Source organism: Microbacterium sp. STF-2, from assembly GCF_034650155.1.
Taxonomy (GTDB): Bacteria; Actinomycetota; Actinomycetes; order Actinomycetales; family Microbacteriaceae; genus Microbacterium; species Microbacterium maritypicum_A.
The window spans coordinates 585,273-610,597 of sequence record NZ_JARKMW010000001.1 but is presented as its reverse complement, the minus strand read 5'-3'; the positions used below and the strand labels follow the sequence as shown (position 1 = coordinate 610,597).

25 protein-coding genes and 2 tRNA genes are annotated in these 25,325 nt (G+C 66.9%); 14 read left to right on the top strand and 13 right to left on the bottom strand.

Annotated elements, in window-relative coordinates; genetic code table 11:
* The first annotated feature begins 8 nt into the window (after positions 1-8).
* On the top strand, positions 9-2,342 hold the full coding sequence (gene ligA / locus MicroSTF_RS02955; protein WP_322953467.1) for an NAD-dependent DNA ligase LigA: 2,334 nt from the start codon (positions 9-11) through the stop codon (positions 2,340-2,342).
* Positions 2,339-2,806 (top strand): hypothetical protein, encoded by a 468-nt coding sequence (locus MicroSTF_RS02950; RefSeq protein ID WP_322953465.1) that lies wholly within the window; start codon positions 2,339-2,341, stop codon positions 2,804-2,806. The genes ligA and MicroSTF_RS02950 overlap by 4 nt, the downstream gene beginning before the upstream one ends.
* Before the next feature lie 23 nt (positions 2,807-2,829).
* On the opposite strand, the gene MicroSTF_RS02945 is transcribed toward MicroSTF_RS02950, so the two are convergent.
* Entirely contained in the window at positions 2,830-4,668 is a 1,839-nt protein-coding gene (locus tag MicroSTF_RS02945; RefSeq protein WP_416338460.1) for a DEAD/DEAH box helicase, read from the bottom strand.
* 47 nt (positions 4,669-4,715) lie between these two features.
* The gene (locus MicroSTF_RS02940) at positions 4,716-6,416 is read right to left on the bottom strand and encodes a long-chain-fatty-acid--CoA ligase (RefSeq protein ID WP_322953463.1); all 1,701 of its coding nucleotides are present in this window, start codon (positions 6,414-6,416) and stop codon (positions 4,716-4,718) included.
* Between the two features lie 67 nt (positions 6,417-6,483).
* On the opposite strand from MicroSTF_RS02940, the gene gatC reads away from it, so the two are divergent.
* From gatC to MicroSTF_RS02910, 6 genes are read left to right on the top strand one after another with little or no spacing between them, the layout of a single operon-like run.
* The gene (gene gatC, locus MicroSTF_RS02935) at positions 6,484-6,783 is read left to right on the top strand and encodes an Asp-tRNA(Asn)/Glu-tRNA(Gln) amidotransferase subunit GatC (protein ID WP_029265429.1); all 300 of its coding nucleotides are present in this window, start codon (positions 6,484-6,486) and stop codon (positions 6,781-6,783) included.
* Positions 6,780-8,297 (top strand): Asp-tRNA(Asn)/Glu-tRNA(Gln) amidotransferase subunit GatA, encoded by a 1,518-nt coding sequence (gene gatA / locus MicroSTF_RS02930; RefSeq protein ID WP_322953460.1) that lies wholly within the window; start codon positions 6,780-6,782, stop codon positions 8,295-8,297. The genes gatC and gatA overlap by 4 nt, the downstream gene beginning before the upstream one ends.
* Positions 8,297-9,811 (top strand): Asp-tRNA(Asn)/Glu-tRNA(Gln) amidotransferase subunit GatB, encoded by a 1,515-nt coding sequence (gene gatB / locus MicroSTF_RS02925; RefSeq protein ID WP_322953458.1) that lies wholly within the window; start codon positions 8,297-8,299, stop codon positions 9,809-9,811. The genes gatA and gatB overlap by 1 nt, the downstream gene beginning before the upstream one ends.
* Before the next feature lie 47 nt (positions 9,812-9,858).
* Positions 9,859-11,115 (top strand): DNA polymerase IV, encoded by a 1,257-nt coding sequence (gene dinB / locus MicroSTF_RS02920; protein ID WP_322953456.1) that lies wholly within the window; start codon positions 9,859-9,861, stop codon positions 11,113-11,115.
* A gap of 37 nt (positions 11,116-11,152) precedes the next feature.
* Positions 11,153-11,470, top strand: coding sequence for a hypothetical protein (locus MicroSTF_RS02915; protein WP_021200504.1), 318 nt, complete (start codon positions 11,153-11,155; stop codon positions 11,468-11,470).
* On the top strand, positions 11,454-12,035 hold the full coding sequence (locus MicroSTF_RS02910; protein WP_315067961.1) for a hypothetical protein: 582 nt from the start codon (positions 11,454-11,456) through the stop codon (positions 12,033-12,035). Before MicroSTF_RS02915 ends, MicroSTF_RS02910 begins: the two co-directional genes overlap by 17 nt.
* Here MicroSTF_RS02910 and MicroSTF_RS02905 read toward each other — a convergent pair.
* From MicroSTF_RS02905 to orn, 6 genes are all read right to left on the bottom strand, one after another.
* Positions 12,032-12,529 carry a DUF2017 family protein gene (locus MicroSTF_RS02905; RefSeq protein WP_297554034.1) on the bottom strand — a complete coding sequence of 166 codons (498 nt, stop codon included), beginning with the start codon at positions 12,527-12,529 and terminating at the stop codon, positions 12,032-12,034. The genes MicroSTF_RS02910 and MicroSTF_RS02905 overlap by 4 nt on opposite strands.
* On the bottom strand, positions 12,526-12,822 hold the full coding sequence (gene clpS, locus MicroSTF_RS02900) for an ATP-dependent Clp protease adapter ClpS (RefSeq protein ID WP_021200507.1): 297 nt from the start codon (positions 12,820-12,822) through the stop codon (positions 12,526-12,528). Before clpS ends, MicroSTF_RS02905 begins: the two co-directional genes overlap by 4 nt.
* On the bottom strand, positions 12,819-13,166 hold the full coding sequence (locus MicroSTF_RS02895; protein ID WP_029265421.1) for a metallopeptidase family protein: 348 nt from the start codon (positions 13,164-13,166) through the stop codon (positions 12,819-12,821). Before MicroSTF_RS02895 ends, clpS begins: the two co-directional genes overlap by 4 nt.
* 27 nt (positions 13,167-13,193) lie before the next feature.
* Complete coding sequence (locus MicroSTF_RS02890) at positions 13,194-13,823, bottom strand: LysE family transporter (protein WP_322953450.1); 630 nt, start codon at positions 13,821-13,823, stop codon at positions 13,194-13,196.
* Positions 13,824-13,910: 87 nt separating this feature from the next.
* Positions 13,911-13,986 (bottom strand) — tRNA-His (locus tag MicroSTF_RS02885).
* Positions 13,987-14,022: 36 nt separating this feature from the next.
* A complete protein-coding gene (orn, locus tag MicroSTF_RS02880; RefSeq protein ID WP_021200510.1) occupies positions 14,023-14,649 on the bottom strand; it encodes an oligoribonuclease in 627 nt (208 codons plus the stop codon).
* An 87-nt stretch (positions 14,650-14,736) separates the two neighbouring features.
* Between orn and MicroSTF_RS02875 the strand changes: the two genes are divergently transcribed.
* The 5 genes from MicroSTF_RS02875 to MicroSTF_RS02855 all read left to right on the top strand — a co-directional run bounded on the left by MicroSTF_RS02875 (position 14,737) and on the right by MicroSTF_RS02855 (position 18,765).
* Positions 14,737-14,809, top strand: a tRNA-Arg gene (locus MicroSTF_RS02875).
* A gap of 631 nt (positions 14,810-15,440) precedes the next feature.
* Complete coding sequence (locus MicroSTF_RS02870; protein ID WP_021200512.1) at positions 15,441-15,947, top strand: single-stranded DNA-binding protein; 507 nt, start codon at positions 15,441-15,443, stop codon at positions 15,945-15,947.
* 84 nt (positions 15,948-16,031) lie between these two features.
* Entirely contained in the window at positions 16,032-16,529 is a 498-nt protein-coding gene (locus MicroSTF_RS02865; protein ID WP_031207630.1) for a DUF6993 domain-containing protein, read from the top strand.
* 63 nt (positions 16,530-16,592) lie between these two features.
* The gene (gene ettA / locus MicroSTF_RS02860; RefSeq protein ID WP_017830677.1) at positions 16,593-18,272 is read left to right on the top strand and encodes an energy-dependent translational throttle protein EttA; all 1,680 of its coding nucleotides are present in this window, start codon (positions 16,593-16,595) and stop codon (positions 18,270-18,272) included.
* Positions 18,273-18,279: 7 nt separating this feature from the next.
* Positions 18,280-18,765: an acyl-CoA thioesterase gene (locus MicroSTF_RS02855; RefSeq protein WP_029265414.1), complete on the top strand. Its 486-nt coding sequence runs from the start codon at positions 18,280-18,282 to the stop codon at positions 18,763-18,765.
* An 81-nt stretch (positions 18,766-18,846) separates the two neighbouring features.
* Here MicroSTF_RS02855 and MicroSTF_RS02850 read toward each other — a convergent pair whose 3' ends face one another.
* Positions 18,847-19,737 (bottom strand): acyl-CoA thioesterase, encoded by an 891-nt coding sequence (locus MicroSTF_RS02850; protein ID WP_021200515.1) that lies wholly within the window; start codon positions 19,735-19,737, stop codon positions 18,847-18,849.
* Positions 19,738-19,787: 50 nt separating this feature from the next.
* Between MicroSTF_RS02850 and MicroSTF_RS02845 the strand changes: the two genes are divergently transcribed.
* Positions 19,788-20,453 (top strand): hypothetical protein, encoded by a 666-nt coding sequence (locus MicroSTF_RS02845; protein ID WP_029259189.1) that lies wholly within the window; start codon positions 19,788-19,790, stop codon positions 20,451-20,453.
* Here the strand turns inward: MicroSTF_RS02845 and MicroSTF_RS02840 are convergent.
* From MicroSTF_RS02840 to MicroSTF_RS02825, 4 genes are all read right to left on the bottom strand, one after another.
* Positions 20,432-21,904, bottom strand: a complete 1,473-nt coding sequence (locus tag MicroSTF_RS02840; RefSeq protein ID WP_322953442.1) for a serine hydrolase domain-containing protein — start codon at positions 21,902-21,904, stop codon at positions 20,432-20,434. The genes MicroSTF_RS02845 and MicroSTF_RS02840 overlap by 22 nt on opposite strands.
* Before the next feature lie 133 nt (positions 21,905-22,037).
* The gene (locus MicroSTF_RS02835; protein ID WP_029265412.1) at positions 22,038-23,702 is read right to left on the bottom strand and encodes an FAD-binding dehydrogenase; all 1,665 of its coding nucleotides are present in this window, start codon (positions 23,700-23,702) and stop codon (positions 22,038-22,040) included.
* Entirely contained in the window at positions 23,699-24,148 is a 450-nt protein-coding gene (locus tag MicroSTF_RS02830; RefSeq protein ID WP_021200519.1) for a globin, read from the bottom strand. The genes MicroSTF_RS02835 and MicroSTF_RS02830 overlap by 4 nt, the downstream gene beginning before the upstream one ends.
* Positions 24,145-25,215 (bottom strand): mechanosensitive ion channel family protein, encoded by a 1,071-nt coding sequence (locus MicroSTF_RS02825; protein ID WP_416338484.1) that lies wholly within the window; start codon positions 25,213-25,215, stop codon positions 24,145-24,147. Before MicroSTF_RS02825 ends, MicroSTF_RS02830 begins: the two co-directional genes overlap by 4 nt.
* Between the last annotated feature and the right edge of the window lie 110 nt (positions 25,216-25,325).

Here is a 25,325-nt window from a genome sequence, read left to right as displayed (position 1 = left end):
CTGGCGGAGTGCCGGAGAACATCTCGCTGGAAGACGCCCGAACCGAAGCTGAAGAGCTGACCACTCGCATCCTCGACGCCAAAGAGGCCTACTACGGCCGCGACACCTCGGTCGTCGACGACTTCACCTATGACGGATGGATGCACCGGCTCGAAGAGCTCGAGCGTCTGCACCCCGAGCTCCAGGGACAGGACTCGCCCACCCAGATGGTCGGCGCGGCCGAGGCGACGGGTCTTGCGACCATCGAGCACGCCGAGCGGATGCTCAGCCTCGACAACGTCTTCTCGGTCGACGAGCTGAAGGAGTGGGCAGCGAAGACGAAGGCCGCAGCGGGCCGCGAGGTCGCCTGGCTCACCGAGCTCAAGATCGACGGACTGGCGATCAACCTCCGCTACGAGAACGGTGTGCTGACCTCCGCAGCCACCAGAGGCGACGGACGCGTCGGAGAGATCGTCACCGAGAACGCTCTGCGTCTCCCCGAGATCCCGTATCGGCTCAGCGGCGACGGGCATCCCCCGATCGTTGAGGTGCGCGGCGAGGTCTTCATCCCCGTGGCGGCGTTCGAACGACTCAATGCGGCGCAGGCGGCCTTCCGCGACCGGGCCTACGCCGACGCGCTCGAGCGGTGGGAATCGCGCGGCGGGGTGAAGAAGCCCTTCGACGAGGAGAAGGCGCGCACCGCGGCCGCCCGGCGATTCCCGGCCTTCGCGAACCCCCGCAATGCGGCGAGCGGTGGACTCCGCCAGCAGATCGACAAGAAGAACGGCCTCGAGCTCGAAGCAGGACTGTTGCGGATCGAGTCGCTCGCGCTGTACGTGCACGGGGTCGGCGCATGGTCGAACCCTCCGGTCGCCGCGCAGAGCGAGGTGTACGACCTGCTCGCGGAGTGGGGGCTGCCCACGAGCCCGCACACGAAGGTCTGCCGCACGATCGACGAGGTCGTCACGTTCGTCGAGTACTTCGGCGAGCATCGGCATGATGTCGAGCATGAGCTCGACGGCATCGTGGTCAAGGTCGACGAGCTCGAGCTGCACGACGAGCTCGGCGCGACGAGCCGGGCCCCGCGCTGGGCGATCGCCTACAAGTACCCGCCGGAAGAGGTCCAGACGAAGCTGCTCGACGTCGTCGTGTCGGTCGGTCGCACCGGTCGCGCGACTCCGTTCGCCGTCATGGCCCCCGCACATGTCGCCGGATCGGTGGTCCGCCAGGCGACGCTGCACAACAAGGACGTCGTGAAGGCGAAAGGCGTGCTGATCGGTGACACGGTCGTGCTGCGCAAAGCCGGCGACGTGATCCCCGAGGTCCTCGGGCCGGTCGTCGAGAAGCGCGACGGCACCGAGCGCGAGTTCGTGATGCCCGTCGAGTGCCCGGAGTGCGGCACCCCCCTGCGAGCCATGAAGGAAGGCGATATCGATCTGCGCTGTCCGAACGCACGCTCGTGCCCGGCGCAGGTGCGCGGACGCGTGGAGCACATCGGTTCGCGAGGCGCCCTCGACGTCGAGGCACTGGGCGAGGTCACCGCTGCGGCCCTGACGCAGCCGACGTCTCCTGCAGTGCCACCGCTCGAGACCGAGGCGGGCCTGTTCGCGCTCAGCCTCGAACAGCTGGTCCCCATCGAGCTGTTCGTTCGCGACGCCGAGACGGGTCTCCCCAAGGAAGACGAGGACGGGGTCGTCAAAACTCGCGCTCCTTTCCGACGCAATCCCACCGCAGCCGAGAAGAAGTCCGGTCTCGACGGACCCCAGCCCTCCGCACAGGCGCTCACCCTGCTCGCAGAACTGGAGAAGGCCAAGACGAAGGACCTGTGGCGGCTGCTCGTCTCACTGAACATCCGCCATGTCGGCCCTGTCGCCGCGAGGGCGCTCGCTCAGTGGTTCGGGTCGCTCGACGCGATCCGCGCGGCGTCACGCGACGAGCTCGCCGCGGTCGAGGGCGTCGGTGGCATCATCGCCGATTCGCTTCTCGCCTGGTTCGAGGTGGACTGGCACCAGGAGATCGTTCAGCAGTGGGAGGACGCGGGCGTGCAGTGGGCGACGCCTGGGCACCCCGGCCCCGGCGCGGCTGTGGCCGCGGGCGGAGTCCTGGAGGGGCTGACCGTCGTCGCCACCGGATCCCTCGACGGTTACACACGAGACGGCGCGCAGGAGGCCATCATCAACGCGGGCGGCAAGGCCGCGTCGAGCGTGTCGAAGAAGACCGACTTCGTCGCCGCCGGCCCCGGCGCGGGTTCCAAGCTGGCGAAGGCGGAGGACCTCGGCCTTCGAATCCTCGACGCGGCGCAGTTCCATATCCTGGTGACCCAGGGGCCGGATGCCCTCCCTCCCACGGGCGAAGGGGCGTGAAGCGCTTCGGGCCCCTGATCGTCGTCCCGGAGGCTCTCGCCGTCGGAGATCCCGGTCGCCATCATCTGCGGTTGACCCCTGATGCCGTGATCATTCGCGAGGGCGTCGATAATCGCGGGATCGTGAGCTGGAGCGACCTCGACACGATCGTCATGGACGTCCCCACGACGAGGTTCCGTCTTCCCGGGCTCGTCAGCACGATTCTGCTCGGCGCTTTGACCGCCGCCATGCTGACCGATCCCGGAGTCGATCCCGACGACGGTTCCGTGACTCTGACGGTCGACGGAGAATCTCGAGTCCTGCCCCTGAGCAGACACCACGTCGGCGGATACTGGGAGCCCGCAGTCATGGGCGCGCATCGGCTGATGGCCCATCTCATCGCGCACCCCGAGCAGCGTGCGCTGCTCACACATCCGGAGCCGCTGATCGATGTCGCCGCGCGACTCGCGCGCGGAACGGGATAGTCCGTTCCGCGCGCGAGTGGTGGTCAGCTCTTGTGACGCGGCTTGCGGTACGGCTTCTCGTCACGCGTGTCGCGCGTCGGCCGATCATCGCGGTCCCGACGCTCGAAACGGTCACCCCGACCGCCGGCCTCCCGAGGGCCACCGGTGCGGCGTGCGCCCCCGGGACCGCGGTCGGGCTTGATCTCGATCAGGCGTCCCGAGATGCGCGTGTCGCGCAGCTTCTCGAGGACAGACGGATCCAGGTTCGATGGCAGCTCGACCGTCGAGAAGTCCGGACGGATGTTGATCGCACCGAAGTCATCGCGTCCCAGACCGCCCTCGTTGGCGAGGGCCCCGACGATCTGGCGGGGTTCGACACGATGACGTCGTCCGACCTCGATGCGGTAGGCGGTGTAGTCGCCACGCCCGCGTCGTTCCGTGCGCGGCTCACGAGCATCGCGTCCCGTGCGCTCGCGCGGGGGACGGTTGTCTGCTTCGACCGCCTTGGTGAGCGGATCGTTGGCGGGGTCGAGCAGCAGCGGCTTGTCACCCTGCGCCACGACAGCCAGAGCGGCGGCCACGTCACCCTCAGGGACATCATGGTGACGCACGTAGTGCGCCACGATGTCGCGGAACGCCTCGATGCGCCCGGTCTCCGACAGCGCCGTGGTGATCGCGTCGTCGAAGCGGTTCAGACGCGTGGTGTTCACATCTTCCGTGCTCGGGAGCTGCATCTGGGCCGGCTGCTGACGCGTCGCCTTCTCGATGTGCTTCAGGAGGTAGCGCTCGCGCGGGGTGATGAAGCTGATCGCGTCGCCCGATCGTCCGGCGCGGCCCGTGCGACCGATGCGGTGCACATAGGACTCGGTGTCGGTGGGGATGTCGAAGTTGACGACGTGACTGATGCGCTCGACGTCGAGTCCTCGCGCGGCCACATCGGTCGCGACCAGGATGTCGAGCTTGCCGTCCTTGAGCTGGTTCACGCTGCGTTCACGCTGCACCTGAGGCACGTCGCCGTTGATGGCTGCGGCCGAGTAGCCACGGGCGCGCAGCTTCTCCGCCAGGGTCTCGGTCTCGTTCTTCGTACGGACGAAGACGATCATTCCGTCGAAGTTTTCGACCTCGAGGATCCGGGTGAGCGCATCGACCTTCTGCGCGTACGACACGACGAGGTAGCGCTGCGTGATGTTGGTGCCGGTCGCGGTCTTCGACTTGATGCTGATCTCTTCGGGGTCTCGCAGGTACTTCTGGGCGAGACGGCGGATCTGCGGCGGCATCGTCGCGGAGAACAGCGCGACCTGCTTCTCATCGGGTGTCTGCGCGAGGATCTGCTCCACGTCTTCGGCGAAGCCCATCTTCAGCATCTCGTCGGCCTCGTCGAGCACGAGGTACTGCAGCTGAGACAGGTCGAGCGTGCCCTTGGCGAGGTGGTCCATGATGCGGCCCGGCGTGCCGACGATCACGTGGACGCCGCGGCGCAGGGCCGACAGCTGCACGCCGTAGCCCTGCCCGCCGTAGACGGGGAGCACGTGCACGCCCTTCATCTTGGAGGCGTACGACTCGAACGCCTCGCAGACCTGGAGCGCGAGCTCACGGGTGGGTGCGAGCACGAGGGCCTGCGGGGTCTTCTGGGAGACATCGAGGCGTTCGAGCACGGGGAGGGCGAAGGCCGCGGTCTTCCCGGTACCGGTCTGCGCCATGCCGACGACATCGCGCCCAGCCAGGAGCGTCGGGATGGTGGCCGCCTGGATGGGCGACGGCGTCTCATAGCCGAGGTCTTTGATGGCTTTGAGGACGGGCCCGGTGATGCCGAGCTCCTCGAATCCAGGGGTCGCGGGAGATTCGTCGGGGGCGTCGGTCAGCACTGCATCTTCAGGGGTCACTTCCCAAGGGTAGCGCGCTGCGGCGTCCGCCGCCTGTGAGGGCGTCCTCAGGCGCCGGTGTTCAGCGCCACGAGCTTCTCCTTGACCTGGCGCCGGAGCACCTTACCGATCAGCGACTTCGGGAGTTCGTCCACCACGAAGATGCGGCGGGGGACCTTGTAGGGGGTGAGGATGCTGCGCGCGAACTCGCGAACGGCCTCGACGTCCACGTCGGTTCCCTGATCGATGACGATCGCGGCGACGACCTCTTCACCGGAGTGCTCGCTCGGCAGACCGATGACCGCGGCATCCGCGACCTGCGGGTGCTGGCGCAGGGCGTTCTCCACTTCGGTGGGTGCGACGTTGAAGCCGCCCGTGATGATGAGCTCCTTGATGCGATCGACGATGCGAACGAAGCCGGCCTCGTCGATCGTGACGATGTCGCCGGTACGGTACCAGCCGTCGACGAAGACCGCCTCCGTCTCCTCCGGCTTGCCGTAGTACCCCGAGAACACCTGCGGCCCGCGCACGACGAGCTCCCCGGCAGAGCCCGACGGCATATCCTCACCGGGGTTCTCCGGATCCACCACGCGGCATTCGGTTCCGGGCAGGGGAAGCCCGACGGTTCCGGGAACGCGGTTGTCCGCCACCGGGTTCGCCATCAGGACAGGGGAGCACTCGCTCAGCCCGTAGCCTTCGACGAGATATCCGTGGGTGGCCTCCTCGAAGGGGACGACCAGTTCATGTGGCAGCGCCATCGCGCCGGAGATCGCGACCTCGATGCCCTCGAGCGACACGCCCTTCGCCTTGGCCGCGGCGAGAAGGCGGTCGGCTATGGGCGGTACCAGCGGCAGGAACGTGGCGGGGTGCTTCTTGACGACGTCGAGCACGAGGTCCGGATCGAACTTGGGGAAGAGCACGAGTCGAGCCCCCATCGACATCGCGAACGTCAGACAGAGCGTGAGTCCGTAAGCGTGGAACATGGGAAGGACCGCGTACACGACGCAACCGTTGCCGCGTCGGATCGACGGCACCCAGGCCTGCGACTGGGCGGCGTTCGCCAGCAGGTTGCGGTGTGTGAGCGCCGCCCCCTTCGGCGTTCCGGTCGTTCCGGAGGTGTATTGGATGATCGCCAGATCGTCGGTTCCCGGCTTCGGGTGCGTCTCCGGCAGAGGGTCGGAAGCGACCAGCGAGTCCCAGACGACCGTGCCGCGCACCTTGGCCGTGAGGGCCGCGCGGGAGTCGCGAGCCTTCGCGACGGGGAGACGTAGGGCGAAGCGCGTGAGGAACGGCATGGCGCGCGTCACGTCGACGGAGATGAGGTTCGTCACGGCGAGGTCCGCCGGGAACTCCTGCACCGTGGAGACGACCTTGTTCCACACGATCGCGTGTTTCGCTCCATGGTCCTCGAACTGCTTGCGCAGCTCACGAGGCGTGTAGAGCGGGTTGTGCTCGACGACGACGGCGCCGAGTCGCAGCACCGCGTAGAAGGCCACGATGTGCTGCGGGCAGTTCGGCAGCACGATGGCCACAGGGTCGCCGGCGCGGACGCCGAGATCCCGCAGCCCCGTCGCCGCGCGGTCGATCGCTGATTGCAGCTGTGCGTATGTCGTCTCACGCCCGAAGAATTGCAGCGCGGGGGCATCGGGGTAGTCCCGTGCCGACGCGGCGACGATGTCGACGAGTGATCCGTCGACCGGGGCGAGGTCTTCCGGGACGCCTGCGGCGTAGCTGGCGACCCACGGGCGAGGAGGCTGGAACGTGCTCACCCGCCCAGCATATGTCGAGCTGCTCGTCGGGCATGGGACCGGGGAGCGCGCCAACTAGACTGGGGGAGTGTCTGAAATCACCCCTGAACTCGTGCGCCACCTCGGTGTGCTTGCACGCATCCAGCTGAACGACGACGAGGTGTCGCGGCTCACGGGCCAGCTCGACGCGATCGTCGACAACATCGCGAAGGTGTCGGAGGTCGCGACCGCTGACGTCGTGGCGACGAGCCACCCGATTCCGTTGAGCAACGTCTTCCGACCCGACGTGGTCGGCGAGACACTCACGCACGAGCAGGTGCTTCAGAACGCCCCGGATGCCGCCGACGGCCGCTTCCGCGTGACCGCGATCCTGGGAGAAGAGCAGTGAGCGACATCATCCGACTCGATGCGGCGGATCTGGCAGCGAAGCTGGCCTCTCGCGAGGTCTCCAGCGTCGAGGCGACCCAGGCGCACCTCGATCGCATCGCCGCCGTGGACGGCGACGTCCACGCCTTCCTCCACATCAACGATGGAGCGCTCGAGGCCGCAGCGGCCATCGACGCCCGTCGCGCTGCCGGCGAGGCCCTCGGACCGCTCGCCGGCGTTCCTCTCGCGATCAAGGACGTCCTCGTCACGACCGACCAGCCGACCACCAGCGGCTCGCGCATCCTCGAGGGCTATCGCTCTCCCTACGACGCCACGGTCGTCGCGCGTTCACGCGCCGTGGGACTCGTCCCGCTCGGCAAGACCAACATGGACGAGTTCGCCATGGGGTCCTCCACCGAGCACTCCGCATACGGCCCCACGCACAACCCCTGGGACCTCGACCGCATCCCCGGCGGTTCCGGTGGCGGTTCGGCTGCCGCTGTCGCCGCATTCGAGGCACCGCTCGCTCTCGGCTCCGACACGGGCGGCTCGATCCGTCAGCCCGCGCACGTGACCGGCACGGTCGGCGTCAAGCCGACGTATGGCGGTGTGAGCCGCTACGGCGCGATCGCCCTGGCCTCCAGCCTCGACCAGGTCGGCCCCGTCTCGCGGACGGTCCTCGACTCGGGGCTGCTGCATGACGCGATCGGCGGCCACGACCCGAAGGACTCGACGTCGTTGCGCGACGCGTGGCCCTCGTTCGCCGAGGCGGCTCGCGAGGGTGCGCGCGGAGACGTGCTCAAGGGTCTCAAGGTCGGCGTGATCCGCGAACTGCCGGACAGCGGCTTCCAGCCCGGCGTCGCCGCATCCTTCCGCAATGCTCTCGCGCTCATGGAGGCTCAGGGCGCGGAGATCGTCGAGATCGGTGCTCCCCATTTCGAGTACGGCGTGGCTGCGTACTACCTGATCCTCCCCGCGGAGGCATCGAGCAACCTCGCGAAGTTCGACTCGGTGCGCTTCGGTCTGCGGGTGACGCCCGACGGAAACCCGACGGTCGAGGACGTCATGTCCGCAACCCGTGACGCCGGCTTCGGTGACGAGGTCAAGCGACGCATCATCCTCGGCACGTACGCACTGTCGGCCGGTTACTACGACGCCTACTATGGCAGCGCGCAGAAGGTCCGCACACTCATCCAGCAGGACTTCGCCAACGCCTTCGCCGAGGTCGACGTCATCGCGACGCCGTCGGCGCCCACCACCGCCTTCAAGCTCGGCGAGAAGATCGACGACCCGCTGCAGATGTATCTCAACGACATCACCACGATTCCGGTGAACCTCGCCGGCGTTCCCGGCATCTCCGTCCCCAGCGGTCTGGCCGATGACGACGGACTCCCCGTCGGCATCCAGTTCATCGCCCCGGCACGGGAGGATGCACGTCTCTACAAGGTCGGCGCCGCGCTCGAGACGCTGCTCGTCGACTCCTGGGGTGCGCCGCTGCTCACCCGCGCACCGCAGCTCGCAGGAGGGAAGCGCTGATGGCCGCCGCCAAGCTCATGGACTTCGACAAGGCGCTCGAGCTGTTCGAGCCGGTCCTCGGATTCGAGGTGCACGTCGAGCTCAACACCAACACGAAGATGTTCTCCGATGCGCCGAACCCGGCCAACGAGGCCTTCCACGCCGCGGAGCCGAACACGCTGATCGCGCCCGTCGACCTCGGTCTGCCGGGGTCGCTTCCGGTCGTGAACGAGACCGCCATCCGTTCGTCGATCAGCCTGGGTCTCGCTCTCGGATGCTCGATCGCGGAATCAAGCCGGTTCGCGCGGAAGAACTATTTCTACCCGGATCTCGGCAAGAACTACCAGATCTCGCAGTACGACGAGCCGATCGCCTATGACGGTTCGGTCGAGGTCGAGCTCGAGGACGGGACACTCATCACGATCCCGATCGAGCGCGCTCACATGGAGGAGGACGCCGGAAAGCTCACCCACATGGGTGGGGCGACCGGACGCATCCAGGGTGCCGAGTACTCGCTCGTCGACTACAACCGTGCGGGCGTGCCGCTGGTGGAGATCGTGACGAACATCATCTACGGCACCGAGCACCGCGCACCGGAGGTCGCCAAGGCCTACGTGCAGGCGATCCGTGACATCGTCCGTGGTCTCGGAATCTCCGAGGCCCGGTTGGAACGCGGAAACCTGCGCTGCGACGCCAACGTCTCTCTGCGTCCGCGTGGCACCGACAAGCTCGGCACGCGCACCGAGACGAAGAACGTCAACTCCATGCGTTCGGTCGAGCGGGCCGTGAAGTACGAGATCCAGCGCCAGGCGCAGATCCTCGCCGATGGCGGCACGATCACGCAGGAGACGCGGCACTGGCACGAGGACACCGGTACGACATCGCCGGGTCGTCCGAAGTCGGACGCCGACGACTACCGCTACTTCCCGGAGCCCGACCTGCTGCCCGTGGAGCCGGCCGCCGAGCTGATCGAGGAGCTGCTCGCGGCTCTTCCCGAGCAGCCTGTCGCCCGCCGTCGTCGCCTGATGACGGAGTGGGGCTTCACCGACCTGGAGTTCCAGGACGTGCGCAACGGAGGCCTGCTCGAAGTGGTCGAGGCGACCATCGCCGCCGGTGCGGCACCTGCGACCGCCCGCAAGTGGTGGACGGGAGAGATCTCCCGTCTCGCGAACGCGCAGGAGAAGGAAGCCACCGAGCTGATCAGCCCGGAGAACGTCGCCGCACTGCAGCAGCTGGTCGACGCGGGCACGCTCACCGACAAGCTCGCCCGCCAGGTGCTCGAAGGCGTCATCGCGGGGGAAGGCACTCCGCAGGAGGTCGTCAACGCCCGTGGCCTCGCCGTGGTGTCGGACGACGGCGCGCTGATCGCTGCGATCGACGATGCTCTCGCGGCCCAGCCGGATGTGATGGCGAAGATCAAGGACGGCAAGGTCCAGGCCGCCGGCGCTGTCATCGGCGCCGTCATGAAGGCCATGAAGGGCCAGGCGGACGCGGCACGCGTGCGTGAACTCATCCTCGAGCGCGCTGCCCAGTAGCGCGTGGCCCCGGGCCTCCTGTCGGAGGCCCGGGGGAGAATGGTCGTATGGGACACGGTGACGGCACGGGACGGATCGTCTCCGCCTCCGACGCCGACGACACCGGGACGCGCATCCTCCACGTCGACATGGACGCGTTCTACGCGGCTGTCGAGGTCCTCGACGATCCCGCGCTCCGGGGGCTTCCGCTGATCATCGGCGCACCGGACGGCCGCTCGGTCGTCTCGAGTGCCTCTTACGAGGCCCGCCGATACGGCGTACGCGCAGCGATGCCGGTATCGCAGGCGCTGCGCCTGTGTCCCTCCGCGCGCATCGTGCCGCCGCACTTCCATCGCTATCAGGAGGTCTCCCGGCAGGTGATGGCGATCTTCGAATCGTTCACCCCGCTCGTCGAGCCGTTGTCGGTCGACGAGGCGTTCCTCGATGTGCAGGGCGTGCGACGGCTCTGGGGCAGCCCTGCGCACATCGCAGAGCTCATCCGGGGGCGTGTCCTCGATGAGGTCGGCATCACCTGCAGTGTCGGAGTCGCGGCCACCAAGCACGTCGCCAAGATGGCATCGACGATCTCCAAGCCCAACGGCATGCTCGTCGTCGCCGCGAAGGACACGCTCGAGTTCCTCGCGCCACGTCCCGTTCGCGCGATGTGGGGCGTCGGGCCGAAGGCTGCCGAGGCGCTGGAGGCACGCGGTATCCGTACCGTGAGAGATGTGCGCGAGGCTCCGCGCGAGATGATCGAGCGTGCGGTCGGCCCCGCCCTGGGCGCGCGCCTCGCTCAGCTCGCGATGGGTGAGGATGCGCGCGCCGTCGACACGGTGCGCGTGGAGAAGAGCATCGGTCATGAGGAGACCTTCGATACGGACATCCTCGATCGTCCGTTCCTCCGCGCGGAGCTCCTGCGGCTCGCTGACCGTGTCGCCGCACGTCTCCGCCGCGCCGAGTGGGAGACGTCGACCGTCGCCATCAAGATCCGTTTCGACGACTTCCGCACCCTGAGTCGCTCTCAGACGCTGAGCGAGCCCACCGCGGTCGGGCAGCGCATCGGCGAGGCTGCGCAGGCTCTGTTCGAGCAGATCGACCGACGCGATCCCGTCCGTCTGGTCGGCGTCAGAGCCGAGAACCTGCGTCCGGCCGGCGGCGGCGGTCTCGGGCTGTGGGACGACGACGAGGACTGGCGCAGAGTCGAGGGGGCAGTCGACGAGGCCATGGCCAGGTTCGGCACAGCGACGATCAGCCGCGCGCGACACATCGGCCGCGGGGACGGTCGCGGTGCCCCCCAGCATCCGAAGGCCCACGGCCTGGATTGATCGCACGCGCGCGCGGTTCCTCGACTAGCGTGGGGGTATGCCGAACATTGCACTGGAACTCGGAAAGCAAGCTGCGTCCTTCGGCGTGAAGAGCGCGTACGGGGAGCCGCAGGATGTCGACGGTGTGAGCATCACTCCGGTGGCGTTCACCTACTCGGGCTTCGGCGGAGGCAGCGGAGACGGTGGCGAGGGTGGTGGCGGTGGCGGTGTCTCCGTCCCGGTCGGGGTCTACGTGCGTCGCGAGGAAGGTCTGCGCTTCGAGCCGAACATCGTCACGTTGCTCGTCGTCGCCGTGCCGTTCGTCTGGGTCGCCGGACGGGCGCTCACTCGCATCATCCGTGCCCTCAAGAAGTGACGATCCGGTCGCTGCCGCGCTGGAGCAGGCCGCGACGCTGATCGAGCGGGATGTCCGTGCCGTCGCCGCCGCGAACCCCGTCGTGCTCATCGATGGCGGCAGCGGTGCGGGAAAGTCGTCCCTCGCCTCCCTGTTGGTGCGTCGCTGGCCCGTGGTCGGTCACGTACAGCTCATCGCGTTGGATTCCATCTACCCGGGCTGGGACGGACTCGATGAAGGCGCTGAGCGCGCCCTCGACTGGATCCTCCGTCCGCACGGCCGCGGGTATCTCGGCACCTGGCGGCGATGGGACTGGGAGGACCGCACCGAGGCGGAGAGCCACGCCGTCGACCCGGCCCTCGGAGTCATCATCGAGGGCAGCGGGATCCTCCGCCCCTCGTCCGCCGCTCTCGCCGATGTCAGGGTATGGGTGGAGTCGGCGGAGGCATCGAGGAAGGCGCGTGCCCTGGCACGCGATGGGGACGCCTATCGGCCGCACTGGGACCGATGGGCGGCACAGGAACGCCGACACATCGAGCGGGACGACCCTCGATCCCTCGCTACGAGAATCGTCGAGGTTCCTTAGACCTTCCGGCCCTCATCCGCTTCGTCTGCAGCCTGGATGAGAAGCTCCAAACGGTATCCGAGCCAGTCATACACATCGTGACGCCCATCCGTGGCGGTCTGTTCGTCGGTCGTGATCCCGAGCCGCGTGGCTATGACGAGGCGAATAGCCGTGAGCGTTCGGAGCCAGGCGTCGACGTCCTCCACGGGCACGGTCATCTCCCGCGTCCGCAGCGCTTCTGCCTCGGCGAGGTCGTCACCGGTGACGTCTCCGAGAGACCCACGTGTCCGGCGCGCATCGGCGAGCCGTCGATCGAGGAGATCATCCCTCGTGCTTTCGGCGAACTCGGCGGCGGAGTCCGCATCGTCGGGGTACGGAGTCGGCGTCAATCGGTCGATGGCGGGGTCCCCGACCTCCCGCGAAGTCGCGAGGAGCTCGATGAAATCGTCCACGAGCTTCGCGAGGTGGAGCTCCTCGATCCCGGTGATCGTGACGATGACGGCGTCCCTGGTCACTGTGAGGCCTTCCTGACCGTGGCCCACAGGCCGTAGTCATGCATGGCCTGCGCGTGGACCTCCATGGTCTCGCGCGGCCCCGTCGCCACGATGGCGTGTCCGTCGTGGTGCACGGCGAGCATCAGCGTCGTCGCGTGGTCGAGCGAGTATCCGAAATACGTGCGGAAGACGCGGACCACGTAGCTCATCAGATTGACGGGGTCGTTCCAGACGACCACCTGCCACGGCTCCAGGGGAGCGGCGCTCAGATCGGTCGCCTCATCGAGATCGGGAACTGCGGCGGGGATCGTCATGCCCAACCCATCTCATGCAGCTGCTCGTCGTCGATGCCATAGAAATGCGCGATCTCATGCACCAAGGTGGTGTGGATCTCGTCGCGGAGCTCTTGCTCGTTCTCGCATTGGGCCAGGTGCGGCTCGCGATAGACCACGATGCGATCGGGCAACTCGCCCATCCCGTACTGGGTCCGATCGGTCAGCGCCAGCCCGTCGTAGAGGCCGAGCAGATCGAGGCTGCCGTCCTCCGGCCGATCCTCCACCACGAACACGACGTTCTCCAACCCTTCGACCATGTCGTCGGGCAACTGGTCGAGCTCATCGATCACGAGCTCTTCGAAGGCGGCGGCATCCATGTCCATCCCCCTCAGCCTAGGGCCCGAGGGAGGTCAGTGCAGGAGAACGAGGATCGCGGCCACCGCGATGAACAGGGCGCCGAACACGGTGTTGAGGATGCGCTGTCCACGTGCGGTTCGCGTGAGTCGACGGAACGGACGTGCGGCTGCAGCGAAGAATCCCCACATCACGATCACGTCGACGACGATCACGGTGACGATGAGCGTGAGGTATTGGGGCAGCGGAGGCTCGTCCAACCTGACGAACTGCGGAATGAACGCGAGGAAGAACACGATCGCCTTCGGGTTCAGGAGATTGACCCAGAAACCGCGGCGGATCATCGACCAGTGGCTCTCGCGGCTGTCTACCGGCAGGGGATCGTCGTCGACCACGACCGCGGGCTTCGCGAGGATGAGACGCATCCCGAGGAACACCAGGTAGGCGGCCCCGGCATAGCGGATGCCGTTGAACAGCACTTCCGAACGTGACACCAGGAGTCCGACACCGGCAGCCACGATCGCGACGTGGACGATCAACGCGATCTGCTGGCCGATGATGCCCCAGATCGAGCGCCGCCAGCCCTGGTTCATCGCATTCGACATCGTGTTGATCGCCCCGGCCCCAGGCGTGAAGCTGATCACGACGGACGCGGTCAGCAACGAGAACCAGACCGCGAGTGACACGTCGTCAGTCTAGGGCGTCGGGGGAGGGGTACCAGCCGCGCGTAGACGCGAAGAAGGCCCGAATCTCGCGATTCGGGCCTTCTTCAGTGGGGTGAGTAACGGGACTCGAACCCGCGACATCCGGCACCACAAGCCAGCGCTCTACCAGCTGAGCTATACCCACCATGTGCCTGCCGGAGCAGGCAACCATACGAGTCTATTACATGTTCGGAGTGAACTCGGACACCGTGCGTGCAGCGATCTCGCGAGCTTCGTCGCTGGACGGTCCCGGCTCATCGACGAACACCGCCTCGCGGTAGTAACGGAGCTCTCGGATCGACTCCAGGATGTCGGCGAGGGCGCGGTGCCCTCCGTCCTTGGGCGGAGCCTGGAAGAAGACCCGCGGGTACCAGCGTCGCGACAGTTCCTTGATGCTGGAGACGTCGACATTGCGGTAATGCAGCCACTGATCCACCTGCGGCATGTATTTGGCCAGGAACATGCGGTCCGTCCCGATCGTGTTGCCGGCCAATGGAGCCTTGCGCTCGAGGGGCACGAAGCGCTTGATGTACGCCAGCGTCTGGGACTCCGCCTCCTCCAGCGACACGCCACCGGGGATCTCCTCGATCAGGCCCGATGTCTCATGCATCTTCGTGACGAAATCGTTCATGTGCGCGAGCGCGGCTTCGGTGGGGCGTATCACCACCTGGAATCCGGGGTCGATCGGGTTGAGCTCGAAGTCGGTGATGACGACGGCGATCTCGACGAGTTCGTCGACCGCGAGATCGAGTCCCGTCATCTCGCAGTCGATCCATACGAGACGATCATTCTCCGACGCAGATACCATCTCGCCATACTATCGACGCCCCCGACATCACCGGCCGGAGTGTGACTCGTCAATCGTCTGCGCGACCGCGATACTCTAGAGTCGTGCGCCTCCGTAGCTCAGGGGATAGAGCAGGAGCCTTCTAATCTCTTGGTCGCAGGTTCGAATCCTGCCGGGGGCACTTCACGGTGTCGGCGTTCGAGAATGTTCGCTCCGATGGATGTTCGATCCAATGGGTGATCGATCCGACGGATGATCAATCCGACGAGAGACGATCTCATGGGCAGAGAGCGACCTCTCCCGGATCGACGCCATGCGTCGCGGGCGGCGACCACCGTCAGGAATAGCGAAGCACCGCGACGGCGTCATCGACACGCCAGAACTCGCCGACCACTCGGAACACGCCGGTTGCGAGGTGTAGCCTCTCCGCCCTGTACCGGAGACCGAGCGGGTCCGCGACGATGCGCAGATGTCCGAGAACATGGTCTCTCTGGTCCTGGACCCTCCAGAGATGATCGGCCGCCCGGACGAGATGCTCTCGCGGGGACGAGAGTCGAGGCGTGGCGAAGGGGACTTCGGGAAGAGAGGTGATCATGCTGTCGGACATCGGTGCTCCTTTCGTGATTCGAAGATATGACCGACCACCGACATTCCCTCGAGCGCAGTCCTCTCGTCCTCATCGGGGGTTTCTCTCCACAGAGGGCAATTGCCTCGGTCTCTCCACCGACTTCGCGTTTCGGGCTCCCCGCCTCCGTCGTGGCCGCGCACGCTGGAAAGACCGGAAGGGATCCGGAGACGAGAGGACGAGCAACATGATCGACACGCTGACCATCGTGGGAAGAGTCGCCACCGACCCGACACAGGTGCAGACCGCAGGAGGTGTGGCGGTCACCAACTTCCGTCTCGCCAGCACCCACCGACGTTTCGACCCCGCCGCCCAGGCTTGGACGGACTCGGGGACCAACTGGTACTCGGTGGCGGCGTTCCGGCAGCTCGGCGAGAACGCCAAGGCGTCCCTGCGGACGGGTGACGCGGTGATCGTGACAGGTCGGCTGAAGATCCGGAATTGGGAGAGCAACGGCAAACATGGCACAAGTGTCGATGTCGAAGCGGAGGCGATCGGACACGATCTGCGGTGGGGGACCACGGCGTATCGACCGCAGCCGCGGCCGCAGACCGGGATCGCGGAGGCAAGCTCCGACGCGCCGGGCGCTCACTCTGCAGAGGAAGGAGACCTCTCACCCGCCGCAGAGTCCGAGTCTGCGGCATTCGATCTCCCATGGGCGGATCCGGCGTCGAGGATAGCGGCGAGCGACTGACGCGCACCGGATTCCGAGAGCGTCGGGTGCCGACTGTCGGCCGGTTCACGCGGAGGCGGGAGGAAGGCGACGTAGACTCGGCACGTGCTTCGTCGATCGGTCTCCTCACCGGCGCGTGCAGCCGGCGTCCTGGCGGTCACGGCCGTCTCTGCTCTTCTGCTGTCGGGCTGCGCTCCGGAACCTGCACCGACGGCGTCTCCGTCGAGTTCGGCAACTCCCGATGTGGACTCGACGGCGCCGTCTGCTCCCGTGCTCGTTCCCGACGGCAGCGCAGAGGACAACCTGCCGGTGTTCACCGCGACCGCGGAGGGCATCTGGGCGACAGATCAGCGCGGTTCCGGCCGTGCCTACATCGACGCGCTGATCGGCGCAGGGTTCGATCGCGGGTCGATGCAGGTGACCCAGGATCAGACCACCGTCGGCAACCCGGCGGAGAGTCTGCAGTTCTCGGTTCGGTGGGGTCAAGACGAGTGCTTGGTCGGCCAGGTCGGCCCGTCCACCGGGCAGGTCGTCACCGCGGTCCTCCCGCAACTCGCCGAAGGGCGATGCCTGGTCGGCACCACACGTCCGATCGACTGGTGACACGCCAGGGGGCCGGTAGGCTGGAGTGTCGATCTTCGACGCCAACAGAAGGAGCGGTTTTCGGTGGCTGAGTACATCTACTCGATGGTTCGTGCGCGCAAGGCAGTGGGCGAGAAGCTCATCCTCGACGACGTGACCATGGCGTTCCTCCCCGGGGCCAAGATCGGCATGGTCGGTCCCAACGGCGCGGGCAAGTCGACGATCCTCAAGATCATGGCGGGTCTCGACACTCCGTCGAACGGTGAGGCGAAGCTCTCCCCGGGGTTCACTGTCGGCATCCTGATGCAGGAGCCGGAGCTCGACGAGACGAAGACCGTGCTCGAGAACATCCAGGACGGTATCGCGATCAAGGCGAAGCTCGACCGTTTCAACGAGATCTCGGCGCTGATGGCCGATCCCGATGCCGACTTCGACGCGCTCCTCGCCGAGATGGGTTCGCTCCAGGAAGAGATCGACGCGGCCGACGGCTGGGACCTCGACTCGCAGCTCGACCAGGCCATGGATGCGCTCCGCACCCCGCCGGGAGACGCCGCGATCGCGCCTCTCTCCGGTGGCGAGAAGCGTCGAGTGGCGCTGGCGAAGCTGCTCCTGCAGAAGCCCGATCTCCTGCTTCTCGACGAGCCGACCAACCACCTCGACGCCGAGAGCGTGCTGTGGCTCGAGCAGCACCTGCAGGCGTACAAGGGTGCCGTCATCGCGATCACCCACGACCGGTACTTCCTCGACCACGTGGCCGAGTGGATCGCCGAGGTCGACCGCGGTCGCCTGATCGGCTACGAGGGCAACTACTCGACGTACCTGGAGAAGAAGGGCGAGCGCCTCGAGATCCAGGGCAAGAAGGACGCCAAGCTCGCCAAGCGCCTCAAGGAGGAGCTGGAGTGGGTGCGCTCCAGCGCGAAGGGTCGCCAGACGAAGTCGAAGGCACGTCTCGCCCGCTACGAGGAGATGGCATCCGAGGCCGAGCGCACCAGGAAGCTGGATTTCGAGGAGATCCAGATTCCCGCCGGTCCTCGACTCGGAAGCGTCGTCATCGAGGCCAAGAACCTGAAGAAGGGCTTCGACGGGCGCTCGCTCATCGACGGCCTGAGCTTCAGCCTGCCGCCGAACGGCATCGTCGGCGTCATCGGTCCGAACGGCGTGGGAAAGACGACGTTGTTCAAGACCATCGTGGGCCTCGAGCCTCTGGACGGCGGAGATCTGAAGATCGGTGAGACGGTCAAGATCAGCTACGTCGACCAGTCACGCTCCAACATCGACCCGAACAAGACGCTGTGGGAAGTCGTCTCCGACGGCCTCGACTACATCACCGTCGGCAAGACCGAGATCCCGTCCAGGGCGTACGTCTCGAAGTTCGGCTTCAAGGGGCCGGACCAGCAGAAGAAGGCCGGGGTGCTCTCCGGTGGAGAACGCAACCGCCTGAACCTCGCACTGACGCTCAAGGAGGGCGGTAACCTGCTGCTCCTCGATGAGCCGACGAACGACCTGGATGTCGAAACCCTCAGCTCGCTCGAGAACGCTCTGCTCGAGTTCCCCGGATGCGCCGTGGTCATCACCCACGACCGGTGGTTCCTCGACCGCATCGCCACGCACATCCTCGCCTACGAGGGCACCGACGAGAAGCCGGACCAGTGGTACTGGTTCGAGGGCAACTTCGAGGCGTATGAGGAGAACAAGATCGAACGCCTCGGAGCCGATGCGGCCAAGCCGCACCGTTCGACGCACCGCAAGCTGACGCGCGACTGAGCACCTCGTGACTGCGACGCCGGGGCCCCGTCTGCACATCCCGATCCAGCTCCGCTGGGGCGATCTGGATGCGTTCAACCACGTCAACAACACCTCGATGCTGAAGCTGCTCGAGGAAGCTCGTGTGCGAGCGTTCTGGCGTGCAGGCCCCGGCGAAGAGGCACCATCCACCGCGGTACTCGACTCGGGTATCGATGAGGGGATCCTCACCCTCATCGCGCGACAGGAGATCGAGTACCTCGCGCCGGTGCCCTATCAGCGGCGACCGCTCGAAGTGCAGATGTGGTTCGGCAAGCTCGGCGGCTCCAGCGTCGAGGTCTGCTACGAGGTGCACAACGATCCCACGGCGGCGCCGCGTCAGATCTACGCCCGCTCCACGGCGATCATCGTGCTCGTCGATGCGAAGACCGGACGTCCCACCCGTCTCACCCAGGAGATGCGCGAGGCGTGGGATCCGTACGTCGGCGAATCGATCGAGTACAGCCACCGCTGACCGCCACAGGTACCGACGGCGTGCACCAGAGCACGGCCACCCGGGCAGACCCGCAGCACGACGAGCGTCTGAGCGGATAAGTCAGTCCTGGCCGTCGGGAACCCTGATCATGATCTCCTGGGCGACACTCGCCACCAGGGTGCCGTCGCGTGTGAAGATCCGTCCGGTGGCGAGTCCGCGGCCTCCGCGGGCGTTGGGTGACTCCTGCACGTAGAGCAGCCACTCATCCACGCGAGCAGGGCGGTGCCACCACATCGCGTGATCGAGACTCGCGACCTTGAGACCGGGGAGCGCCCAATAGACCCCGTGCGCGCGAAGAATCGACTCCTGGATCGTCATGTCGCTGAGGTAGGCGAGCGCTGCGCGGTGCAGACGCTGGTCGTCCGGAAGCGGCGCGCGAAGGCGCATCCACACGGCCTGCTGCGGTGTGCGGGCATCGTCGCTCGGCAGATACATCGGCGAGTCGACATGGCGGACATCAGCCGCTCGGTCGCTCAGCATCCGCGCCGTGCCGCCGGGGAGTCCCTGTACACGGTCCTCGTCCGGCTGGAGGGCCTCAGGCTCGGGGATGCCCTCGGGCATCGACGACGCATGCTCGACGCCGGGATCCGCATCCTGGAACGAGGCGATCATCGAGAAGATGGGTACGCCGTTCTGGTACGCCTGGGCACGGCGTGTCGAGAATGAGCGCCCGTCATGAATACGATCGACCGAGATCGTGATGCCCTGACTCGCATCGCCGGGGCGCAGGAAGTATCCATGCATCGAGTGCACCGCCCGATCTTCGGGAAGAGTGCGTTCCGCAGCGAGGAGCGCCTGGGCGAGAACCTGTCCACCGTAGATCCGCCCGCTGGGCATCGGGTGCGACGAACCGGTGAAGATGTCCTCGGTGGTCCGTGCCTGGGTCGAATCGAGATCGAGGACCTCGAGCAGTCGCTCGACGGTCTGGATGGCGTGTTCTTCCGCGCTCATGGATTCCTCTCCGCGCCCCGGGACGCCGCTCCGTTGGTAGTTTAGAACGCGTGCCGCATCACCTTCTCCTCGCCGACGCCGACACGGCGAAAGACGTTCTGACATTCGTGGGGCGAGCCGCCAGAATCAGCGACGAGGGCGTACGACTGCAGGCGACGGGGGGAGTCCTCGCGCTCACGACGGCGGCCCTGGCACCACACGGTCTGTTCGATCAGACGCCGACGATCCTCGCGATGCGCATCGTCCATGCCGACCCCGAACTCGAGTGCGATGTCGTCGTCGACCAACTCACGCAGACCGACGGCCCCGATCGCCTGACCCTCCCGGATACGGGCCTCTCTCCGGCCTGGGCCGGCATCGCTCCGCCTCGCGGTCCATGGGAACGGTCAGCCGTCCTCGACGCCTCGACGCTGGCCCGACGAGCACAGTGGGGCATTTCCGCCGTCGCCCGAGGCGCGACGCCGGGCGCCGGAGAAGAAGCCGTGCGGGCGCTGCGTGCCGCGATCTGGGGTGAGCCGGACGAGGAGCTCGAGGGTCTGCCGAGAGGGGTCGCCTTCGCCGCGGACGCGATGGGTTTCATCTCCGGCGAGGAGCAGGTATCGGTGACTCGATCCGGGCGATGGACGCGACTCGCCTTCCGGCGCGGGCATGTGCTCTCTCGGGGACCGGTCGCCTCTGGCCTCACGAGCGTGCGTCAGACCGGCGTGCTCGACTGACGCGAAGCGCGCAGGCGCCCCCGGGACGCGACCGGAACGACTAGGAGCGCGACGATCCTGCTCACCAGAGCACTGATTCCCCCCAGCACGAGCACGATCCCGAGAACATCGAGGAGCGGGAACAGCCAGAGGTCGAATACCCAGTACTGCCATTCGACCGATCCTCCGAGCAATGCCGGTGCGAGCGGGACGAACAGGCCCGCCACGATGACGAGCGTCAGCGGGACCAGACGAAGCCAGACGCGTGGTCTTCGCGCTGCGCGTCTCCGCGCCGCCCACCGCGGAGCACGAAGTGCGGTCACCAGGAAAAGGATCAGAGCGAGCACGGCGAGAGCCGACAGGATCCCGTTGACGATGTTCAGCGGATTCTCATACGGCTTCGCCGCCACCTCGTCGGCACCGACGATCAGGTTCTGCACCAGCTCGCCGGGAGAGCCGACGCCGTTCGTCAGCACCACTGCCGCTCGGCCCGTCTCGGGAACGAATGCCATCGAACCGGTGAACGTGGCCAATGTGCCGCCGTGGGAGACGAAGCCGGGGGCGTCACCTCCGCCCGGAGCGGCGCGTTGCCAGCCGAGGGCGTAGGACTCCGCGCCCGGCTGAGAGACATGGAGTTCTTCGAGAAGTATGCGATCCAGGACGCCCGCTCCGACCTCGCCCTGCTGGAACCGAAGCCACCGCACCATGTCGGCGAGCGTCGACACCACACCTCCGTTCCCCCCGCAGCGTCCGGGCATCTCCGGCATGACGTAGGCGAGTCCGAGCACGACGGAGAAGCCGGGGGCAAGTCGTTCGACCGCCTGATCGCAGGCATCGACGCTCCGTGTGTCGAGCATGCCGAGCGGGACGAAGAGGCGCTGCCGGAAGAAGTCGTCCAGCGACTGGCCGGAGACGACTTCGACGACGCGCGCCGCGATCGAGTAGTTGGTGTTGTGATACTCGAATCGGGCGCCGGGCTCGGCCACCAGCCGCCGATCGCGGAGCTCGGCCACGACCGCCTCGGTCGTCCGTGGGGAGGGGAGCGCGAACTCGGGGTTGGTTCGCAGCGAGAGTCCGGAGGTGTGCGACAGCAGCTGCCGTATCGTGACCTCCTCATAGCGCTCGTCGGCCATGGTGAACTCCGGCAGTGTGTCGACTACCCGGTCGTCGAGCGCGATCTTCCTTTCCTGAACGAGCAGCATGACCGCCGTGGCCGTCATCGACTTGCTCATCGAAGCGATCCGAAACAGCGTGTGCGGGGTGATCGTGCGCCCGTCCCCATCCCGACCGCGCACGATCAGCTCGACGCCTCCGTCGGAGACCACCGCCGCAGCTATGCCCGGTGTCGCGAACGCATCCACGTAGGCCTGCACGGTGGCGTCGGAGGAGAGTGGGGCGGAAGTCGCGGCGGCGGGAACCGCGGTGCCCGGGATCAGAACGGACAGGAGACCGAGAACGGGGAGGAGGCGCACGAGCCCACAGTAGGGACGAACATCGAGCGATTCGAGTGACGCACACACTTCTTCGGGGTAGCCCGAACAGGCAGGAGGGATCCCCGGAACGGCATCATCCGGAAAGCTGGAACCGGCGCTCTCGGAACGTGCCTCAGCCCGCGAGTGCCGCTGCCCGCCCCGCCGTCCGTCCCGAGAACAGGCAACCGCCGAGGAACGTGCCTTCGAGGGCCCGGTAGCCGTGCACGCCCCCGCCACCGAAGCCGCTCGCCTCGCCTGCCGCATAGAGCCCCGGGATCGGCTCTCCGGCCGGGTTCAGAGCGCGGCCCTCGAGGTCGGTGTTGATTCCGCCCAGAGACTTCCGCGTGAGCACGTGCAGCTTCACGGCGACGAGCGGTCCGGCCGCAGGATCCTGGAGACGATGCGGTGCGGCGGTACGGATCAGTCTGTCGCCCCGGTAGCTGCGCATCGATCGGAGCATCCCGATCTGCGCGTCCTTCGTGAAATCGTTCTGCATCTCGCGGTCGCGGGCGAGCACCTCGCGCCGGACGTTGTCGATGTCGAGGAGCTCCCCGCCCGGATGCCGCTGCATCTGTTCGAGCAGCGTTTCCAGGTCGTTCTCCACGATGAAGTCCTCGCCCTCGTCGAGAAACGACTGCACAGGCCCGGTCGGTCCCTTGGCCAGGCGCGATCTCACCAGGAGACCGACGTCCTTGCCGGTGAGATCGGGATTCTGCTCGCTGCCGGAAAGTGCGAATTCCTTCTCGACGATCTGGCGTGACGTGACGAACCAGGAATGGTCGTGACCGGTCGTGCGCAGGTGCTCCAGCGTTCCGAGGGTGTCGAATCCGGGAAACAGGGGGACAGGGAGTCGTTTACCCGTCGCGTCGAGCCAGAGCGAGGAGGGGCCGGGGAGGATACGGATGCCGTGTGACGGCCACACCGGGTCCCAGTTCGTGATGCCTTCGACGTAGTGCCACATCCGGTCGCCGTTGATCAGCCGGGCGCCGGCAGCTTCGCTCACACCGTGCATCGATCCGTCGACGTATGCCGGTACCCCGGTGAGCATGTGCTCCGGCGCGGTACCGAGGCGCGCCGGCCAGGCTGCGCGGACGAGGTCGTGGTTTCCTCCGATGCCGCCCGACGAGACGATGGTCGATCTCGCCGTGATCTCGAAGTCGCCGATGACGTCGCGGGAGGACGGCACACCGCGGCTGGATCCGCTCGTCGCGAGGACGTCGCCTCGCGCTCCGGTGACGGTCCCGTCCGCGGCGAGCAGTTCCGTCACGCGGTGGCGGGGGAGGACCGTGAGCCGTCCCTCCCGCTCGCCCTGTTCGACAGCCGCCGCGAAAGGGGCCACGATCCCCGGACCGGTACCCCAGGTGATGTGGAAGCGCGGGACGGAGTTGCCGGGACCGGTGGCGCCGTACCCGCCGCGCTCCGCCCAACCCACGACGGGGAAGAAGCCGACACCGCGTTCTCTCAGCCATGCGCGCTTCTCGCCGGCGGCGAACTGCAGGTAGGCCTCGGCCCAGCGACGAGGCCATTCGTCCTCCGGCCGATCGAAGTCGGCGTTTCCGAACCAGTCCTGAGTGGCGAGTTCCAGGGAGTCCTTGATGCCGAAGCGCCGCTGCTCGGGGGAGTCGATGAAGAAGAGACCGCCGAAGGACCACCACGCCTGTCCACCGAGGTTTGTGCGTGGCTCCTGGTCGACGATGATCACGCGCCGACCGGCGTCGAGCGCTTCTGCGGCGGCCACCAGACCGGCCAACCCCCATCCGATCACCAGGACGTCTGTGGACAGGGGCGTTGTCGTCATGAGTTCTCCGTTGATTCCTGACGTGAGCGGGTCTCGAGCGTGGGACGGCCGCCGGGACCGGCGCCGATGCCGGAAGGCTCGAGTGTGTTCACCATGGCATAGGCGGCGCGCTCCAGGTAGTCCCACAGCGTCGTTTCGTGCAGAGGAGACAACTGCGCTTCGTCGACGGCCGTTCTCATATGACGAAGCCAACGATCGCGGGCATCGGCATCGATGTGGAAGGGCATGTGTCGCATGCGCAGCCGAGGGTGCCCTCGCGTCTCGCCATAGGTCGTCGGCCCTCCCCAGTACTGCTCGAGGAACATCCGGAGCCGATCCTCCGCCGGTCCGAGATCCTCCTCGGGGTACATCGGCTTCATCACCGGGTCGAGCGCGACCTCGCGGTAGAACACCGAGACGATCTTCCGAAAGGTCTCATGCCCGCCGATCTCGTCGTAGAACGTCACTTCTGAGGGCTCCCGTCATCATTCGGCTTCTTGCGGCGCCAGATCCCACGATCGGGGATGATCGGCACGCCCGTGACCGCGTTCGGACGGGTCCTGGGTGGGTTCGCTCCTCGTACCCGACGTGCGCCGTCGAGCCCCGTCGGCACGACGTCGACCATGCGGGGCACGCCGATCTCCTTCTCGAGCAGGGCGGCGCGCAGGCGACGACGCAGCTCCTGGGCCACGTCGTCCTTCGCATTCGCACGGGCCTTGATGACGATGCGGACGACGAGCGCATCGCCGTCGATGGATTCGAGTCCCCACAGCTCCGGCTTCTCGATGATGCGGGTGCGCCACTTCGGGTCTTTCGACAGGCCCTGCGCGGTCTCGAGCATGATGTGCTCGACCTGGTCGAGGTCCGAGTCGGCCGGCACCCCGATGTCGATGATGGAGCGTGCCCATCCCTGTGACATGTTGCCGATACGGGTGACCTCGCCGTTGCGCACGTACCAGAGGGTTCCGTTGACGTCGCGCACCTGCGTGATGCGCACGCTGACGTACTCGACCACACCGCTCGCGAGACCGAGGTCGACCACATCGCCGATACCGATCTGGTCCTCCGCGACGATGAACATCCCGTTGAGCACGTCCTTGACGATGTTCTGGGCGCCGAAACCGAGGCCGGCACCGACCGCTGCGGTGAGGAGGGTCAGCGAGCCGAGGAGCGTCGGGTTGAGGGCGTTCACGATGAGGACGATCGCGATCACGACGAGCATCACATTGACGATGTTCTGCAGGATCGTCCCGAGGGTGCGGGTGCGCTGTACCAGGCGCATGTCAGCGAGCGGGGAGCGCTCGAGCGCCTGCGTGTCGTCGACAGACGCCTTGTTCTTGGCGCTGTCGACGATGCGGTGCACGACGCGCCGGATGACCAGGCGGAGGATGAGCCCGATCACTATGCAGCTGGCGATGATGAGCGCCACAGTCAGGGCACTCATGCCGATGCTTCCGAGCCAGCCGAGCAGCGCCGTCACCCAGTCGGGAAGCGGCACGGGGTCGGGGGGAGTGTCTGTCGTGGAGGGGATCATCATCACCACCGATCCTAGCGATCGGGCCTCTGCACTGGCTGGGTGGTGGATGCCGCACGCGAAAACGGAGACCATCTGCCTCAGCCGGGGCGTGTCGTGGTGTGGACACT

Bases quoted from the DNA above. Each gene is read 5' to 3' on its own strand.
- MicroSTF_RS02835 (WP_029265412.1), bottom strand. From the start codon at position 23,702: ATGACGACAACGCCCCTGTCCACAGACGTCCTGGTGATCGGATGGGGG.
- MicroSTF_RS02825 (WP_416338484.1), bottom strand. From the start codon at position 25,215: ATGATCCCCTCCACGACAGACACTCCCCCCGACCCCGTGCCGCTTCCC.
- orn (WP_021200510.1), bottom strand. From the start codon at position 14,649: ATGGTATCTGCGTCGGAGAATGATCGTCTCGTATGGATCGACTGCGAG.
- clpS (WP_021200507.1), bottom strand. From the start codon at position 12,822: ATGACGATCCCCGCCGCAGTTCCCGATCTCGATGAGGCGACCGATCTG.
- MicroSTF_RS02870 (WP_021200512.1), top strand. From the start codon at position 15,441: ATGATCGACACGCTGACCATCGTGGGAAGAGTCGCCACCGACCCGACA.
- MicroSTF_RS02850 (WP_021200515.1), bottom strand. From the start codon at position 19,737: ATGAGCGCGGAAGAACACGCCATCCAGACCGTCGAGCGACTGCTCGAG.
- MicroSTF_RS02895 (WP_029265421.1), bottom strand. From the start codon at position 13,166: ATGGACATGGATGCCGCCGCCTTCGAAGAGCTCGTGATCGATGAGCTC.
- gatB (WP_322953458.1), top strand. From the start codon at position 8,297: ATGGCCGCCGCCAAGCTCATGGACTTCGACAAGGCGCTCGAGCTGTTC.
- MicroSTF_RS02915 (WP_021200504.1), top strand. From the start codon at position 11,153: ATGCCGAACATTGCACTGGAACTCGGAAAGCAAGCTGCGTCCTTCGGC.
- dinB (WP_322953456.1), top strand. From the start codon at position 9,859: ATGGGACACGGTGACGGCACGGGACGGATCGTCTCCGCCTCCGACGCC.